The organism is Shewanella morhuae, assembly GCF_003028295.1.
Lineage (GTDB): Bacteria > Pseudomonadota > Gammaproteobacteria > Enterobacterales > Shewanellaceae > Shewanella > Shewanella morhuae.
Genome location: NZ_PYSG01000003.1, coordinates 441,750 through 458,048, shown reverse-complemented (window position 1 = coordinate 458,048; position 16,299 = coordinate 441,750). Strand labels below are relative to the sequence as shown.

Here is a 16,299-nt window from a genome sequence, read left to right as displayed (position 1 = left end):
GTCCTATCCTCAACGCTGAATCAAGTAGCGAATCGTTGGGCCATTTTGCTCAATTCCTAGCACGGTATAACCATGATTTTTGGCATCAAGAGGAATATTATTAATCGATTGTGGACAATCACTAATGACCTCTAAAATTTCACCTTTTTTTAATTTAGGCATTGCCTCTAAGGTCGCGACTGCCGGATATGGACAAGGTTCGCCGACCATATCAAGTTGATAATCTGGAATATATTGTGTCATTACACGGCCTCCGCAAGCAGTTGTTCATCACGCTTCGCTTTACGGGCAAAGAAACGTTTTTCCCACAGTAACATTGAACCAAAAGACAGCGCGAGCAGCGCATAAGTCACTAATAAACCGCCCTCATTACCTAAGCTAGTGAGTAGATTCACTTTGTTCCAGTTAGTTGCTAATGGTTGAGCGATATCATCCCAGTAATAAGCCAGCAAAGTCGAACCTAATACGTTACCTAAACCGACCCACCAAAAATGCACTTGCCCCTCAACCGCGCGGTACATCCAACCCGTTTCACAGCCGCCCGCCAGCACAATACCAAAACCAAATAGTAAGCCACCGATCACCGCATTAGGGCCCGCCCACATGATTTTTGGCGACACACCTAATTGCACATAGCTGTAAATACCAATAGCACTCACGGCCATACCTAAAATAATCGCCTTCGCCATATGGGTTCGGCCCGTGATCCACATATCGCGAAAGGCCGAGGTAAAACAGATTTGAGCTCGTTCGATAAGTAGCCCAAAACCTACACCAAATAGCATCGCTATACCCAATTTTGGCGCATCGAACATAGTCAATAAACCCCAGCCGACAATACCAATAAACACCAACATTCCGATACGAAAACGCCGTTTAGCCTGATTTTCGTCCTGCTTGATTGAGGTGGCTTTACTGACTTTTTTTAATGTAACCGGAATACGAAACATCGGCAGTAAAGTAAATCTTGCACCGAAATAAGAGCCCGCTGCCGTTGCTAAGGCAAAAAACCAAGCATGCAAAGAGAACTGAGGAATACCGGTGAAAAAAGCAGCTAAGTTACATCCCATCGCCAAGCGAGCACCAAAACCGGCAATAATGCCGCCAATCAGCGCCTGTGCAATCCGAATACGACTCTGCGGCATACGCAGTTTGACGTTATTAGCCCAAAGCGCAGCGGCAATACAACCACCAAACATACCAATAATCATCATGCCATCGACGCGATCTAAGGGAGAACCCTCTAAACCGATCACTTTAAAATACCCCCAAGATTCAGGGTTTGCGCCTAAAAACTGCAGCAAATGCCCACCCCAACGAGTGAACTCCCCCGTTACGGCCCAGAAGGTACCTGTTAAACCAAAATAGTAAGTAGAAAGGATACCCGCAGCGATCACCGCAGGCATTGGTGCCCAAAATCGTATTAAATAGGCTTGCTTAAATTGTTGCCATGTCATGTCATTATCCTAATGAACGAGACTGTAAAAAAATAAGCGCAATGCGCTTATAACCGTTATGCCACTGCTGCACTCAAACCCAATACACGATTGATATTTCAGTGTGACAGTCGCTTCACGCTTAAATGGCTTTGGCTAAACGGGCAGTATTTTGTCCCAGCAGTCGATAACCGTGGGTATAAAGCGTTGCCCTGCCATTGCGACAAAAACCGATGAGCGTGATGTTGCTTTTCTCTGCTAATTCCAACGCCAGTGAGGTCACGGCGGACATAGCAAACAGAATTTGGATATTGGCGCTTGCCGCTTTCTGAACCATTTCAAAACTGGCTCGGCTCGTCAGCAGTACGGCGACAGGCCGTTCAGCTTGGCGCAGCGAAAAAGCACCAATTAATTTATCAAGTGCGATATGGCGGCCAATATCTTCATAAGCCGCAGTAACTTGTCCTTCAAGGTTTAGTCCCATCGCAGCATGAGTTGCTCCGGTGAGCTTGAAGTGATGTTGATTACTTTTAATGTGTTCAAGTGCGTTCTGCAGATGTTGAATATCAAACCGAATATCGGAGTCGACGCGCATAACGGGTTTTACCGCTTCTTCAAGTTGCGCTACGCCACATAAACCGCAGCCCGTACGACCCGCCATATTGCGTCTTTGTTGCTTTAGCTCCATGAAACAGCGCTGCGTAATCTCAACTTGAATGAGTATGCCTTCAGGCGTGAACTCTAATTCAACGCCCTTAATCTCATTAATATGCGAAACGATGCGCTCAGACAGCGTAAAACCGACGGCGAACTCCTCTAGGTTTTCCGGGCTGGCCAACATAACAGTATGTGAAATGCCGTTATAAACCAGTGCAACCCGTACTTCATTCGCTAAATAGTCAGTTAATTCTGACGCTTGTCCGTGCTCTAAAAGGGTCACTTTTTTTTCAGTAACCACAGCATGTGAATGGTATTCCATAGCGCCCCTCTTAACCTGTTAAAAACAAGTAAAAACAATTAGTTTGATGATAATTTAAGACTTACATCACAAAGTGATTAACTAAATAAAAATCGAGTTGAATCATCTCGAAGCTTTTTCTATTATCCCTAGGTCTTCATTGGAAGAACGTCGTCTCCGGTGAGGCGTCCGGATTTCAAATCCGGGTAGGGCTGCCAGCAGTCCTGGGTAGGTTCGACTCCTATGTTCTTCCGCCAATCCTCGTGAGAGAAAAACAGCTCTGCATCCCTAATTTCCCGGCTATTACTGCGATACTTTCTGCGGGTAAAGCCACTGCGGTCAAAAAACTCCAGTAATTGAATGCTCGCCTTACGTCCAAGTCCAATCATGTCCTTAAATTCACTCGTTTCAATTTTGCCCTCTGCAGCTACATGCTGACGCACTAAATTGGCATACTGACAAAGCTGCTCGCTGAGCAAATATCGGTCTTTCACGACAGCGGTAATAAAACCCTGCTGCACTAATTGAAAACACAATAAGCGCAACTTAGCTGGGTCAAGCTCGAGGTATTCGCCCATTTCGGTCACCCATATCGGTGTAGTTTGTTGCGCTAACCAAGGTGCTAACCTTTGCCAACATTGCTGCGCATCGGCATCTAGTACTATTTTGTGTTCAGCAAGCTGCAACAAAGCGCCGCGCAGCACCATTCGGCCTTCTTGGCATAGCGTGTCGAGCACTTTATTGGCTAATTCTGGCGGTAAAACACTGTGGATCATCCGCTGTAGACGACTACGGCCTAACCCAAGTTGATCAGGATGTTGTTGATGGTATTCGCCCAGTAAATGCAGAAATTGCTGTTTTTCTTGTTCGAGTAAACTTACGGCAATAGCATAACCGCCAAGTCGCACTAGGCCTGCTTGAGCCAGTAACGTGGCAAGGCCTTCATCGGTCAGTTGCCAACGCCAAGCGAGTTCAGCTTCGGGCAATGCTTGGCTTTGGCCTAATAATGCCAAAGCCGAGACAGCCTGATTCATGTTGGCTAGTTGCTGCAGCGCATTGACTCGTTCAGGCGTGCGCTTTTTACGATTAGGCACCTTGAGTGACAGCACTCGTCCTGCACCTAAGGTTTGTTTACCGCCTATATGACGCAGCACAATACGGTCATCTTGACAGAGCAATAACGGTTTTTCAAGCACGAGCTCCGCCAGACAAAACCCTTGTTCATCCACTTCATTGAGTAGCGAGACGCGGCCTAAGGTATGATCGCCGCCGTGATGACAACTGACATTTTGCCAATGTACTAGACCATCGATACCTGAACAATCAAACGTGCGGATATGCACCACGGGACGAGCACAGGGCTCAGCTTGGAGTAAGCTGCTCAGCCAATCACCGCGTTCTGGCGCGCGATGGCTATCGACTCCGGCTAAATTAAGTGCGACGCGCGTACCCGTCACTGCGCTTTGCGCTTCTTGTCCTTGGCAATGAATGCCACGCACCCTGAGTTTGCCTTTTTGTGCTGAGCTGTAGAGACTATCGCCGATGCACACTCTGCCGCTAATGACGGTGCCAGTCACCACGCAGCCAGCACCTTTAACATTAAAGGCGCGATCGAGTGTCATTCTAAAACTGCTTACATCTTCGCTGCGTAATGACTCTTGTGCTGCAATATCAAGGATATGAGCGCGCAGTGCTGCGATACCGTTAGTCTGCTGCTCATCAAATTGACTGGCCGCAACCTCAAAAATGCGACTGGCATTCATCGCATAGTCTGCCAACAGAGCCTGACCTTGCGCGGCAACTTGCGCAGCTCTTTCGCTATCGACTAAATCTCGCTTGGTTAACACTAAGGTCAAGCTAGTTAGAGGTAAAAGGGCCAGAATCTGTAAATGTTCGCGGGTTTGCGGCATCACACCATCATCACAGGCTAATACCAATAATGCGTGGCGAGCATGACTGACGCCCACCAGCATATTGTTGATAAATTTTTCATGGCCAGGGACATCAATAAAAGCGAGGCGTGAGCCATCATTCAATGGCATAAAGGCATAACCCAAATCAATAGTCATACCGCGGCGTTTTTCTTCTGGTAAGCGGTCGGTGCCCATGCCTGTTAATGCTTGAATGAGTGTACTTTTACCGTGATCAACATGGCCTGCCGTGACAATAATCATAACTGCACCCCTAGAGTACTTAGCTCAGCAAGCAGCTCCGCCTCATTGTCGATTCCACGTAAATCTAATCTGAGTTGATCGTTACTCATGCGGCCAATCACGGGTCGTTCGGCTTGCTTAAAATGCTGTTCTAACAAGCTTAAACTGCCGCCCTTTAAGGCGGTAAAACACAAGGCGACGGATGGCAAAAAGGTATCGGGTTGCGAGCCACTACCCACCTGAGTTTGGCAGTCTTGTAATTCAATGCCATAAGCAGGCTGAAACAGTGGTATCAGTGCCTGCTGTAATCGCTGGCCTATTTGCCTGAGCGTATCTTGGCTACGGGCAAATTTCGCCATAATCGGCAATTCAGTATCTAAGGTTTCTGGCGTGAGGTAATGGATTAAGGTGGCTTCTAGCGCCGCTAAAATCAGCTTGTCGCAGCGTAATGCGCGTTTAAGAGGATGACTTTGCAATTGATTAATCAACGACTGTTTGCCGACAATTAAGCCTGACTGAGGCCCACCTAATAATTTGTCACCCGAAAAACTCACTAAATCAACCCCGTCCAGTAGCATGGCCTGCGGGGTAGGTTCTTGTTTAAGACCAAAACGGCGTAAATCGGTGAGTGAGCCACTGCCCAGATCTGAGATTAATGCAATACCGCGCTCGCGACATAACTCACCCAGCTTGGCCTCTTCTACCGCCGCGGTAAAACCACTGATGTGATAGTTACTGGTATGAACCTTCATGATGGCGGCGGTATTTTCAGTAATGGCTTGCTCGTAATCTTTAAGATGAGTGCGGTTGGTACTGCCTACTTCCACTAAGGTACAACCTGCTTGACGCATGATGTCGGGGATACGAAATGCTCCGCCAATTTCCACCAGCTCACCGCGAGAAACGATGACTTCTTTCCCCGCCGTTACCGCAGATAACATCAACAATACAGCGGCAGCATTATTGTTAACCACACAACAGGCCTCTGCTCCAGTAAGGCGATGGATCAAACCACTAATGGCATTATCGCGATGGCCACGTTCTCCTGCGGCTAATTCAAATTCTAGCGGTGTTGGGTAACGCATTACCGAGCTGACCGCTTTAATGGCGGCTTCCGACTGCTGGGCACGGCCAAGATTGGTATGCAAAATCGTACCCGTAAGGTTCCACACCGGTTTTAGGCTGTGGCAATAGTCTCTTGACAGTTGATCAACCAAGCATCCGTGCAATTGCGCGGGGTCAGAACACCAATTTGGTAAGCGGTGTTCCTGACTAATTAACGTGCGCGCAGCATGTAAATGCCCATCCAACGCCGCCTTTACCGCCGCCTTACCGTAGGTCTGCTGCAATTGTGCAAAGCTCGGCTTTGCCAATAGGCTGTCCATTGAAGGTAAAGCGCGATACAGGGCTTGTGGCGTGTCGGGTGCTTGGGTCATCATCTGTGTCATCTTTAGTGTGCTAAAAAAGGAAGGACTTGCATTATCACAAGCCCCTCCCACATTCACTTGAACTACTCGGTTTCATGGGCCAGTAGGAGTGGATTGACGGTTGTCGCCCCAAACCCTTTGGCATTAAGCTCTTTATCCAGTATCAAGGTTGCCAGATCGTCAGCCGCCACATCCATTAAGGGTGACTTTTCGATAAACATCATTTTGGTATAGCCATGACATTCATCGCAGCTTTCAATCCGCACTTGCGCTTGTGCATCGTCGAGCGACCAAATTGTCATTTCTTTATCTTGGCCACAACTCGTGCAATGGGCGCGAATGTAATGCCATTCGCTCTCACACAAACTGCAATGTAGATAACGTAAGCCTGCTCGAGGCTCATCGACAATAACGCTCGCCACCGGATGACTGCCGCAAATGGGACACAAGCTTTGTTGTTTCAGCTTGCGTTGATCCATACGCTTGATCACCATGGGTGCCCAATGGGACCAATAAAGCCCCATCGCCGCCCACAGGAACAGGCTAAAACGCGCGGGAGCATCACTCATGCGCCCTTCGCGTAATGCGCGTCCCCACGTACTTAACTGCTCAGGAGATTGCTGCATCAGCAAACGCACTACCCGTGCAACGGATTCATCCACCTGCGGTAGCAGATCGCTTAACAGTTGCTGTAGTAGTCCTTGCCAGTAGCTATCCACCTCTGAGCCCAAATGAGAAAGCGGAATGGCCCCTTCTTTCCCCCAAGAGAGTAGCTGACCGAAATCAGCCTCCTTTGCCAGTCTGGCTTGTATAGACACCACACGGCGGCATAGCTCAAAGTAGTCAGCCAGCGGCGAGTCCTTGGCCAGCGTCAGCAAACGTTGGGCCCTTCTGTGATACACAGCATGGGGATCCACCGCTTTAATATGTTTCAGTTCCAGCGGCGATTCGCTGCCGGGGACCATAGGTATCTCGGCTGTTTGACTCATTAGTGTTTTTTCTCCACGTCTGAATGTTCATCTAACATCAAAGGGTGATGCTTACGACACCAAGCTTTAGAAACTTTGCCGTAAAGCATGCCCGCGACCGAACCTTCCACCCACGTTGCCATCCAAAAGTGCACTATCACGAATATCATCATGATCAAGGCACAAATCGCATGTAACAGAATGGCCCAGCCCACTACTACGCCCGAAAAATACGGTGCAAAGTAAGGCTGCCACATCATGATCCCAGTCACGGTTAAGACGATTGAGGTCACCACAAAGGTACGAAATAATACCTTTTGACCCGGGTTGTAATGGCCGATAGGCGGGATACCCTCCTCGTTCTCGAACATCACATCCTTAATCGCCAACATCCATTTGAGATCGTTCTTTTCCCATTTGTTGTGATGGTAATAACGCGCCAACAGCAACATTAAGGGTAAACACATCATCAAACCGGCAATGGGGTGAATGAAGCGCGCCAATTGGGGTGTTCCTGCTATCGCTCCCATCCATTGAAAGGAAGGAAAAAAGATAGAGAAGCCAGTGAGAAAGGTCACTAAGCCCACGGCAACAATGAACCAATGACAAATGCGATCAAACAGCTTATGACGCACTATCATTTCTTGCTTATCATGCTTGCTCATTGGTCATCCTCCTCTTTGTCCTTCACCTCTTCCTCTGGAGGCTGATAACCCGGCTGATCCTCTTCCACTATGTTTCGACCCACAGTGATCTTGTGTAAACAAGCCACGGCAGCCGTTGCAATTAGGCCCGCTGCACCGAGCGGTTTCACCCAGTCTTGCCACAAGGTGACAGACAATGGGATCTGTGGATCAACAGGCATGTTATAGCTATCAGGCTGAGTGATATCATGTAATATCATCATCATCGCCGTGCCGCCCACGCCTTCTGGGTTGTAGAGTCCGGCTTTTGGAAAGCCTTTTTCTTTCAGTTCAGCCACGCGCTTCTCGGAATAGAACAACATGTCCTCACGGGAGCCAAAACGCAGGGCTCCGGTGGTGCATGACTTCACACAGGAAGGTTCTAATCCGACCGCTAAACGGTCAGAACACATAGTGCACTTGTAAGCTTTGTTGTCCTTAGGGTCGATTTTTGGCACATCGAAGGGACACGCACTGGCGCAATAACCGCAACCAATACATTTGTCTGAATCAAAGTCCACCACGCCATTGGCATGTTGAATAATCGCTCCTGAAGTCGAACAGGCTTTTAAACAAGCCGGATCAGCACAGTGCATACAAGCTGAGTGGGTAAATTGCCAGCGTAGCTTGTTACTTTCCATCACCTCATGAAACTCCATCAGGGTCCAACACTGGCCTGATAGTGACATGGGGTTTTGGTAACTACCCTGGAACGTACCCACTTCTTCCCGTAGATCATTCCACTCTGAACACGAGACTTGGCAGGCTTTACAGCCATTACACTTAGTGGCGTCAAACAGCTTGGCGACCTGCTCCGACGAGTTACGACCTTTCGCTGCTGGCGTCATCCCTGAAGTTCCAGAGCGGCGGATAATGTCTTGTGATGCCATAATCAGATCCCCTCAGCTTTAGTGATGTTAACCAAAAATGCTTTGAACTCAGGCACCTGTGTATTTGCATCACCGACTTCTGTGGTAAGCACGTTACAGGAGTAACTTTTACGAGTTAACGCATTATGGCTGCCGTGACGGGGTAACCCGACTGTATGAACTAACTGGCCATTCACCTTTAACGGTTGCAGACGTTTAGTCACTAACGCTTTGGTTTGTATACTGCCGCGCTTAGAGCTGACAGTGACCCAATCACCGTTAGCAATCCCTTTCTCGGCCGCTAACACTTCGTCCATTTCGACAAAGGTTTCAGGCATAGAAATCGCCGCTAAACGAGCATGGGTTGACCAGAAGTTAAAGTGCTCAGTCACACAATAAGTCGTCGCCACATAGGGGAAGTCTTTATGTGAACCTAAGGTTTCTTTTACGCCCGGTAACATACGCACCGCTGGGTTACTGGTCACTTTGTGCAGAGGGTTCACCCCAATAGGTGACTCCATCGGCTCGTAGTGCTCAGGGAACGGACCTTCGGCCAACAGTTTGAGGGCAAAGAATCGACCCACACCTTCCGGCTGCATGATGAAAGGACCCGCCGATTGCTGTGGCGTTAACTTCATATTGAAGTCGCCCACATCAATGCCGTGCCACTTGCCATCAACCCATTCAACGATTGTGCGTTTAGGATCCCAAGGTTTACCGTTGAGGTCACATGATGCACGGTTGTACAGCACGCGGCGGTTAGCTGGCCATGCAAATGCCCAACCCGGTGTTACCCCTTTACCTGACGGATCATGGTTATCGCGTCGGGCCATTAAGTTGCCTTCTTCGGTCCAAGAACCCGCATAAATCCAACAAGCACTTGCCGTGCTGCCATCATCTTTAAGCTCTGCAAAACTACTAATTTGACGGTTAGTCAGCAGATCTTTACCGTTAAGCTCACGGGCCACTTCTTCAGCATGTGGTGACAATGGGTTATGGTAATCCCAGCTAATGGCATTTAATGGTTCAGGCAATTTACCGCCTTCTTGCTTGTACAGCTTGCGCATTTCCATCAACACACCAGAGAGGATTTCCGCATCTGGTTTAGCTTCACCCGGTGGGTTAGCCCCTTTCCAATGCCACTGCATCCAACGACCAGAGTTCACAATCGAACCCTCTTCTTCGGCAAAACAGGTTGTCGGTAGACGGAACACTTCAGTCATGATTTCAGCAGGATTAACCTCGTTGAAACCATCGGCGTTTTGCCAGAAGGTTGCGGTTTCCGTTGCCAGAGCATCAAGTACCACCATATATTTAAGATTACTCAATGCTTTGAGTACCTTATTACGGTTTGGCATAGAGTTAATGGCGTTAACACCTTGGATAATGTAACCATTTACTTCACCGTGATAGGCCATATCTAAGTGTTTAGTAAAGTCGTACTGTTTATCCCATTTAGGTACCCAGTCATAACCAAAATCATTGGCTGCTGTCGCGTTATCACCCCAGTAACTCTTCATTTGTGAAATAAAGAATTTAGGATAATTTTGCCAGTAGTTGGTCTGATCGGGACGCAATGCAATCGGCGTATTATGCTTAAGATAAGTCTTAAGATCGGTGTCTTTATCACTTGGTAACTTAAGGTAGCCAGGTAAGCTTTGACACAGTAATCCCATGTCTGTCGCGCCTTGCACGTTAGAGTGACCACGTAGTGCGTTAACACCACCACCCAGCACACCAATGTTACCCAGCAGTAATTGCACCATCGCCATAGAGCGAATGTTTTGTGAGCCTTTAGTGTGGTGAGTCCAACCTAAGGCATACATAAACGTCGCCGCTCGGTCGTGGGTATGCGTGCTACCAATTTGTTGGCAAACCACTTCATAATCCGCAATCGGCGTACCGGTAATATTGCTTACTGTTTCAAAATCGTAACGATCCACATGCTGCTTCATTAAATTCCACACACAACGTGGATTTTCAAAGCTAGGATCGATTTTAGCGTGACCTTCTTCGTCTAATTCGTAATACCAAGACTCTTTATCGTAGCTATCGGTTTCTTCATTAAAACCACTGAACAGACCTTCATTGAAGGAGAAGTCTTCACGGACTATGTAACCTGCGTTGGTATACGCTTTTACGTAATCGTAGTTAACCTGTTTAGTTTCAATCAGATAACGGATCACCCCTAATAAGAAGGCAATATCGGTACCTGAGCGTAAAGGTGCGTAGTAATCAGCTACCGCAGCACTACGGGTAAAGCGTGGATCAACCACTATTAATTTGGCGTTGTTATGTTGCATTGCTTCCGTTACCCAGCCGAATCCGACAGGGTGAGCCTCTGCAGCGTTACCGCCCATAATAATAATGACGTTAGAGTTTTTAATATCGATCCAGTGGTTGGTCATGGCACCACGTCCAAATGTCGGAGCAAGACTTGCTACCGTTGGAGAGTGTCAGTTACGCGCAATAGTATCGATTGCAACTAGGCCCAATGCCCGTGCAAATTTTTGGGTGATATAGCCACCTTCGTTCGGCATCGCCGACGAGGTCATCATCCCGGTGCTTAGCCAACGGTTAACCGTCGTCCCAGCGGAGTTCTTTTCAATTAAATTCGCATCACGATCATTTTTTAGCAGGCGAGCAATACGCTGAAACGCATCATCCCAACTAATACGCGTCCATACATTACTGCCTGGCGCACGATATTCTGGGTATTTAAGACGGTTCGGACTATTAACATAATCCACCAAACCAGCACCCTTAGGACATAAAGCCCCACGGTTCACTGGATGATCTGCATCCCCTTCGATATGGAAAATAGTTTGCTCGGCATTCTTGCCATTACTACCCTTGCTATACATCAACAATCCACAACCCACTGAGCAATAACAGCAGTTATTGCGGGTTTCTTTCGCGCTAATGAGTTTGAACTCGCGAACGGCCGCATAGGCCTTTTCGGACATCAATCCCAACGCTGAAATTGCTGAAGTGGCAGCTCCGGCAGCACACAGTTTAAAAAACTGGCGTCTGTTCATAGCGTCCTCTCACACTCTTGTCGTTATGAGTCTGGTGATTGCAATGGTAAAATTTGCAACCGACTGAGTGAGCCTCGTTAAAGACCACACTTAATTTGAGATTATCCTAAAATAGAAATTAGATAACAAATAATGACACGAGATCTAGATCGCAAATCACTAACCACAAAACTAAAGACTAAAAACAAGACAGAAACACACTACAAATAGAATTTAAAACCAATTTAAACCAACAAAACAAGATTAAAACCCAAAATAAGCACATAGACATATTGTCACACACCAAGAGTACAAATAGTCCCGCTGGTGATGCATTTGGTTATTAAAACGATTGGTAACCATCAAATAATGAATATGTGAACACTTGGAAAGGTTGTTTTTTGTACAGAAGCAAAATCAAAAACTGACAATGTAAAGAAAAGTGAAAAAAATAACCTGTCCGCGGTGTTAAAAGCCCTCAAAGTACAAAGTTAAAAATCCTTAAAAATGGACAGAAAGCATAAAAAAAGGCTCAAGCTAATTGCTTGAGCCCACACTTTCAGTATTTTTATGCGCTGCTACAGGTTAATAATTTCCCGTATCGAACCATTTAAACACTGGGTAATGTTCCTGCTGGCAAATACAGGTTAAAGCTGGCGCAATAAAGTAAATCAGTAGCCGCCTCGATATCGGGGGCAAAGTATCTGTCTTTATCGTAATAAGCGACTACTTCACGTAATTCGGCTTTGGCCTTAGCCACGGCTGAACTTGGCGCTAACGGCGCACGAAAATCCAACCCCTGCGCTGCCGCTAACCATTCAATCGCCAATACGCCGCGGGTATTTTCGCTCATATCACGTAAACGGCGCGCCGCAAAGGTCGCCATAGACACATGATCTTCTTGGTTGGCCGAGGTAGGTAAACTATCTACCGACGCGGGATGGGCGTAAGTTTTATTCTCTGACGCCAATGCCGCGGCCGTCACTTGGGCAATCATAAAGCCTGAGTTCACCCCACCATTTTTCACTAAAAATGGTGGTAGTTTCGACAGGCTCGAATCGATTAATAGTGCGATACGACGCTCGGCAATGGAGCCTAGTTCAGCAATCGCAATCGCTAAGTTATCCGCCGCCATAGCAACAGGTTCGGCGTGGAAGTTACCGCCCGAAATAATATCGCCCGTGTCTTGGAATACTAATGGATTATCGGTGACACCATTGGCCTCAGTGCCTAACACATCGGCCGCGTGGCGGATTTGTGTTAAACAAGCACCCAATACTTGCGGTTGGCAGCGAAGTGAATAGGGATCTTGCACCTTTTCGCAGTTAGCATGACTGATGCTGATCTCTGACGCTTCACCCAGCAAATGACGAAATACCCTAGCTGAATCAATTTGACCTTTTTGGCCGCGCGCCGCATGAATACGCGCATCGAACGGGCTACGGCTGCCCATAGCGGCTTCAACGCTCATCGCACCAATCACACTGCTTGCGGCAAACAAGTCTTCGGCATGGAATAACCCTTCGAGCGCCAGTGCGGTAGATGCCTGCGTGCCGTTAAGCAGTGCTAGCCCTTCTTTGGCGGCTAAATCGATAGGCTTAAGGCCGGCGATGGCTAAACCTTCGGCAGCCGAAATTAACTCGCCCTGATAGCTCATCTCGCCTTCACCTAGCATAGGCAAACACATGTGCGCCAGTGGCGCTAGGTCGCCCGAAGCGCCGACTGAGCCTTTTTCTGGCACGCAGGGGTAGACCTGTGCGTTGACTAAACGGATTAAAAAGTTAATCACTTCTAAGCGAATACCTGAAAAACCACGGCTTAATGAGTTAATTTTTAACACCATCATCAAGCGCACCGTAGCATCTTGCATATATTGCCCCGTTCCTGCTGCGTGCGACAACACGATAGAGCGTTGTAATAGTTGCAAATCTTCAGGTGCAATTTTGGTATTGGCTAATAAACCAAAGCCAGTATTGATACCGTAAACAGTACGGCCTTCATCCAATACTTTTTGCACGATTTGCGCGCTGGTATTGATGTCGGTAATGGCCTCTGGTGCCAATTCAAGCGTCAGCTTATGGCGGCTGATTTCGCGTAATTGCGCTAGGCTCAAACTGCCCGGTGTTAACACTAAGTGGTTCACTGATTTCATATTTTGTATTCCCGTTTTTATTCTAGTTATTATTTCCGGTGAGCATAGGTAAGTCTAAGCCCTGATCAACGGCGCAATTTTTGGCCATCTCATAACCCGCATCGGCATGGCGCATCACGCCTGTCGCTGGGTCATTCCACAGTACGCGGCCGACACGTTTTGCCGCCGCATCGGTACCGTCACACACAATCACTACGCCCGAATGTTGGCTAAAGCCCATACCCACGCCGCCACCGTGATGCAATGAAACCCAAGTTGCGCCGCTGGCGGTGTTAAGTAGCGCATTGAGTAATGGCCAATCGGACACTGCATCTGAGCCATCGAGCATAGATTCGGTTTCGCGGTTAGGGCTGGCAACAGAGCCAGAATCTAAGTGATCACGGCCAATAACGATGGGCGCCGACAACTCACCATTTTTGACCATTTCGTTAAACGCCAACGCCAAGCGAGCACGATCTTTTAAGCCCACCCAACAAATACGCGCTGGCAAACCTTGAAAGGCAATACGCTCACGCGCCATGTCTAACCAATTGTGTAGGTGTGGGTTATCAGGAATGAGCTGTTTAACTTTAGCGTCGGTCTTGTAGATATCTTCAGGATCGCCAGATAGCGCTACCCAACGGAATGGGCCAATACCTTCGCAGAACAGCGGACGAATATAAGCGGGTACAAAACCAGGAAAATCAAAGGCGTTTTCAACGCCCATTTCAAACGCCATTTGACGAATATTGTTACCGTAATCCAGCGTGGCCGCGCCCGCAGTTTGTAAGTCGAGCATCGCTTGTACTTGCACTGCCATCGAGGCTTTAGCGGCTTTGACGACGCCCGCTTCGTCGGTTTTGCGCATGGCTGACACTTGCGCCATAGTCCACCCCTGCGGCAGATAACCGTTGAGTGGATCGTGGGCAGAGGTTTGGTCGGTCACAACATCGGGCGTAACGCCGCGCTTAACTAGCTCGGCAAACACATCGGCGGCGTTTGCCAGCAAGCCCACAGATACAGGCTTGCCTGCGGCATTGGCCGCATCAATCATGGCTAATGCTTCATCAAGTGTGGTGGCTTTTTTATCGACATAGCGAGTACGTAAGCGAAAATCGATACGGGTTTCGTCGACTTCACAGGCTAACACCGAGAAGCCCGCCATAGTGCCCGCTAAAGTTTGTGCGCCGCCCATGCCACCTAACCCGCCAGTGAGGATCCATTTGCCTTTCGCTATGCCGTCAAAATGCTGTTTTGCCACCGACACAAAGGTCTCGTATGTGCCTTGAACTATGCCTTGAGTGCCAATGTAAATCCAAGAACCCGCCGTCATCTGGCCGTACATTGCCAAACCTAGCTTATCTAACTCGTTGAAATGCTCCCAGTTCGCCCAATGTGGCACTAGGTTTGAGTTAGCGATTAACACCCGCGGCGCATCGCTATGAGTACGAAACACGCCTACCGGTTTACCCGATTGCACTAACAAGGTTTCGTCATCTTCGAGGCGTTGTAAGACCTCGATGATTTTGTCGTAACAATCCCAATCGCGGGCAGCACGGCCGATACCACCATAGACAACTAAGTCCTCAGGCCGCTCGGCGACATCGGGATGTAAGTTATTCATTAGCATGCGCATTGGCGCTTCAGTTAGCCAGCTTTTGCAGCTTAATGTTGTTCCATGCGGCGCAATAATACGGCGGCTAGGGTCGTGTCGCTTGTCCATAAATATCCTCTTCAACCTGTGGTGTTCATCCGTTAACGCGGTAGAACTATTTATAATTGTATTGTTTTTATTGTGTATTTTTTAATAAGGGTACAACGTGTTATTGATATGAAATCTACTTACTAAAGGTTAAATGGCCGCCAAGCTTAAAGCGGCTTCCGGGGTGAACTAATCGTGCAAAACTGACAACGCCTTGGCGTGACCAAGTGCGGCGTAAAATCTGTAAACAAGGTTCTGTCGCTGGAATCGCTAACCTTTGTTGTAATTCGCTATTGGCAATAACCGCCTCAATCGTATGGTGTGCTTCGGTGAGCGGCGCTACCTGTGATAAATATTCGTGTGGTGTTTGCAGGCTAAAATCTTGCAATAAATAGTCCGGCACTAACACGGGATTCACATAGCGTTCTTCAACTTGCAGCGGTAAGTCTTGCTCGCAATGCACTAATATTGAATGAAAAATAAGGCTATCTAAATCAACTTCGAGCGCTATAGCGATAGCTGCTGAAGCATTCACTTGCTGTAATAAAAGTTGCTGCACGCTGTAGCCATGGCCGCGGTCTTTGATCTCGTCGGCAATATTGCGAATTACCAGCATGGACGATTGCGATTTACGCCCCGCCACAAAGGTGCCCAGCCCTTGCGAGCGTTCAAGTACGCCGTTATCGGTTAGTTCAGTCAGCGCACGCCGCGCCGTCATCCGGCTACAGGTAAACAATTCAGCGAGTTGATTCTCAGACGGTACACGGGCATTTTCTTCCCACTCGCCCGACTCGATACAACCGATAATGTATTGCTTAATTTCGGCAAACTTAGGAATAGCCAAGACATTTCCTTTAAACTGAGATAATAAATGCGAGCGAATAAGCTCACGCTAGCGAATGTAACGACGCTTTCAAACGATAAAAATAGCGGCTACAATCCTAGCTTGTATATA

Annotated in this window: 11 protein-coding genes, 1 tRNA gene and 1 pseudogene; 1 reads left to right on the top strand and 12 read right to left on the bottom strand. The window is 48.0% G+C overall.

The window, feature by feature from the left end; all coding sequences use genetic code 11:
• Window positions 1-9 precede the first annotated feature (9 nt).
• From yedF to fdhD, 3 genes are all read right to left on the bottom strand, one after another.
• Window positions 10-243: a sulfurtransferase-like selenium metabolism protein YedF gene (yedF, locus tag C9I43_RS16660; RefSeq protein WP_107884619.1), complete on the bottom strand. Its 234-nt coding sequence runs from the start codon at window positions 241-243 to the stop codon at window positions 10-12.
• The gene (gene yedE / locus C9I43_RS16655; protein ID WP_107884617.1) at window positions 243-1,457 is read right to left on the bottom strand and encodes a selenium metabolism membrane protein YedE/FdhT; all 1,215 of its coding nucleotides are present in this window, start codon (window positions 1,455-1,457) and stop codon (window positions 243-245) included. The genes yedF and yedE overlap by 1 nt, the downstream gene beginning before the upstream one ends.
• Window positions 1,458-1,578: 121 nt before the next feature.
• Window positions 1,579-2,415, bottom strand: coding sequence for a formate dehydrogenase accessory sulfurtransferase FdhD (gene fdhD / locus C9I43_RS16650; protein ID WP_076497402.1), 837 nt, complete (start codon window positions 2,413-2,415; stop codon window positions 1,579-1,581).
• A gap of 141 nt (window positions 2,416-2,556) precedes the next feature.
• On the opposite strand from fdhD, the gene C9I43_RS18940 reads away from it, so the two are divergent.
• Window positions 2,557-2,651: transfer RNA gene (locus C9I43_RS18940), tRNA-Sec, on the top strand.
• Window positions 2,652-2,744: 93 nt separating this feature from the next.
• On the opposite strand, the pseudogene selB reads toward C9I43_RS18940, so the two are convergent.
• The 9 genes and pseudogenes from selB to hutC form a co-directional block, all read right to left on the bottom strand.
• Window positions 2,745-4,568: pseudogene (gene selB, locus C9I43_RS19255) on the bottom strand (selenocysteine-specific translation elongation factor); the annotation flags it as partial.
• Window positions 4,565-5,986 carry an L-seryl-tRNA(Sec) selenium transferase gene (selA, locus tag C9I43_RS16640; protein WP_107884615.1) on the bottom strand — a complete coding sequence of 474 codons (1,422 nt, stop codon included), beginning with the start codon at window positions 5,984-5,986 and terminating at the stop codon, window positions 4,565-4,567. The gene selA and the pseudogene selB, both read right to left, overlap by 4 nt.
• 71 nt (window positions 5,987-6,057) lie before the next feature.
• Window positions 6,058-6,963 (bottom strand): formate dehydrogenase accessory protein FdhE, encoded by a 906-nt coding sequence (fdhE, locus tag C9I43_RS16635; RefSeq protein ID WP_076497406.1) that lies wholly within the window; start codon window positions 6,961-6,963, stop codon window positions 6,058-6,060.
• Window positions 6,963-7,607, bottom strand: a complete 645-nt coding sequence (locus C9I43_RS16630) for a formate dehydrogenase subunit gamma (RefSeq protein WP_076497408.1) — start codon at window positions 7,605-7,607, stop codon at window positions 6,963-6,965. Before C9I43_RS16630 ends, fdhE begins: the two co-directional genes overlap by 1 nt.
• Window positions 7,604-8,515: a formate dehydrogenase subunit beta gene (gene fdxH / locus C9I43_RS16625; protein WP_076497410.1), complete on the bottom strand. Its 912-nt coding sequence runs from the start codon at window positions 8,513-8,515 to the stop codon at window positions 7,604-7,606. Before fdxH ends, C9I43_RS16630 begins: the two co-directional genes overlap by 4 nt.
• Window positions 8,516-8,517: 2 nt before the next feature.
• Entirely contained in the window at window positions 8,518-11,532 is a 3,015-nt protein-coding gene (gene fdnG, locus C9I43_RS16620) for a formate dehydrogenase-N subunit alpha (protein ID WP_146157142.1), read from the bottom strand.
• Between the two features lie 589 nt (window positions 11,533-12,121).
• Window positions 12,122-13,663, bottom strand: a complete 1,542-nt coding sequence (gene hutH / locus C9I43_RS16610; RefSeq protein WP_107884611.1) for a histidine ammonia-lyase — start codon at window positions 13,661-13,663, stop codon at window positions 12,122-12,124.
• Between the two features lie 22 nt (window positions 13,664-13,685).
• Window positions 13,686-15,365: a urocanate hydratase gene (gene hutU, locus C9I43_RS16605; RefSeq protein ID WP_107884609.1), complete on the bottom strand. Its 1,680-nt coding sequence runs from the start codon at window positions 15,363-15,365 to the stop codon at window positions 13,686-13,688.
• A 115-nt stretch (window positions 15,366-15,480) separates the two neighbouring features.
• Window positions 15,481-16,188, bottom strand: coding sequence for a histidine utilization transcriptional repressor HutC (gene hutC / locus C9I43_RS16600; RefSeq protein ID WP_107884606.1), 708 nt, complete (start codon window positions 16,186-16,188; stop codon window positions 15,481-15,483).
• Window positions 16,189-16,299 lie beyond the last annotated feature (111 nt).

Coding starts and splice junctions, on each gene's coding strand:
- hutU (WP_107884609.1), bottom strand. CDS start 15,365: ATGGACAAGCGACACGACCCTAGCCGCCGTATTATTGCGCCGCATGGA.
- fdxH (WP_076497410.1), bottom strand. CDS start 8,515: ATGGCATCACAAGACATTATCCGCCGCTCTGGAACTTCAGGGATGACG.
- selA (WP_107884615.1), bottom strand. CDS start 5,986: ATGATGACCCAAGCACCCGACACGCCACAAGCCCTGTATCGCGCTTTA.
- yedE (WP_107884617.1), bottom strand. CDS start 1,457: ATGACATGGCAACAATTTAAGCAAGCCTATTTAATACGATTTTGGGCA.
- hutH (WP_107884611.1), bottom strand. CDS start 13,663: ATGAAATCAGTGAACCACTTAGTGTTAACACCGGGCAGTTTGAGCCTA.
- fdhD (WP_076497402.1), bottom strand. CDS start 2,415: ATGGAATACCATTCACATGCTGTGGTTACTGAAAAAAAAGTGACCCTT.
- fdhE (WP_076497406.1), bottom strand. CDS start 6,963: ATGAGTCAAACAGCCGAGATACCTATGGTCCCCGGCAGCGAATCGCCG.
- C9I43_RS16630 (WP_076497408.1), bottom strand. CDS start 7,607: ATGAGCAAGCATGATAAGCAAGAAATGATAGTGCGTCATAAGCTGTTT.
- yedF (WP_107884619.1), bottom strand. CDS start 243: ATGACACAATATATTCCAGATTATCAACTTGATATGGTCGGCGAACCT.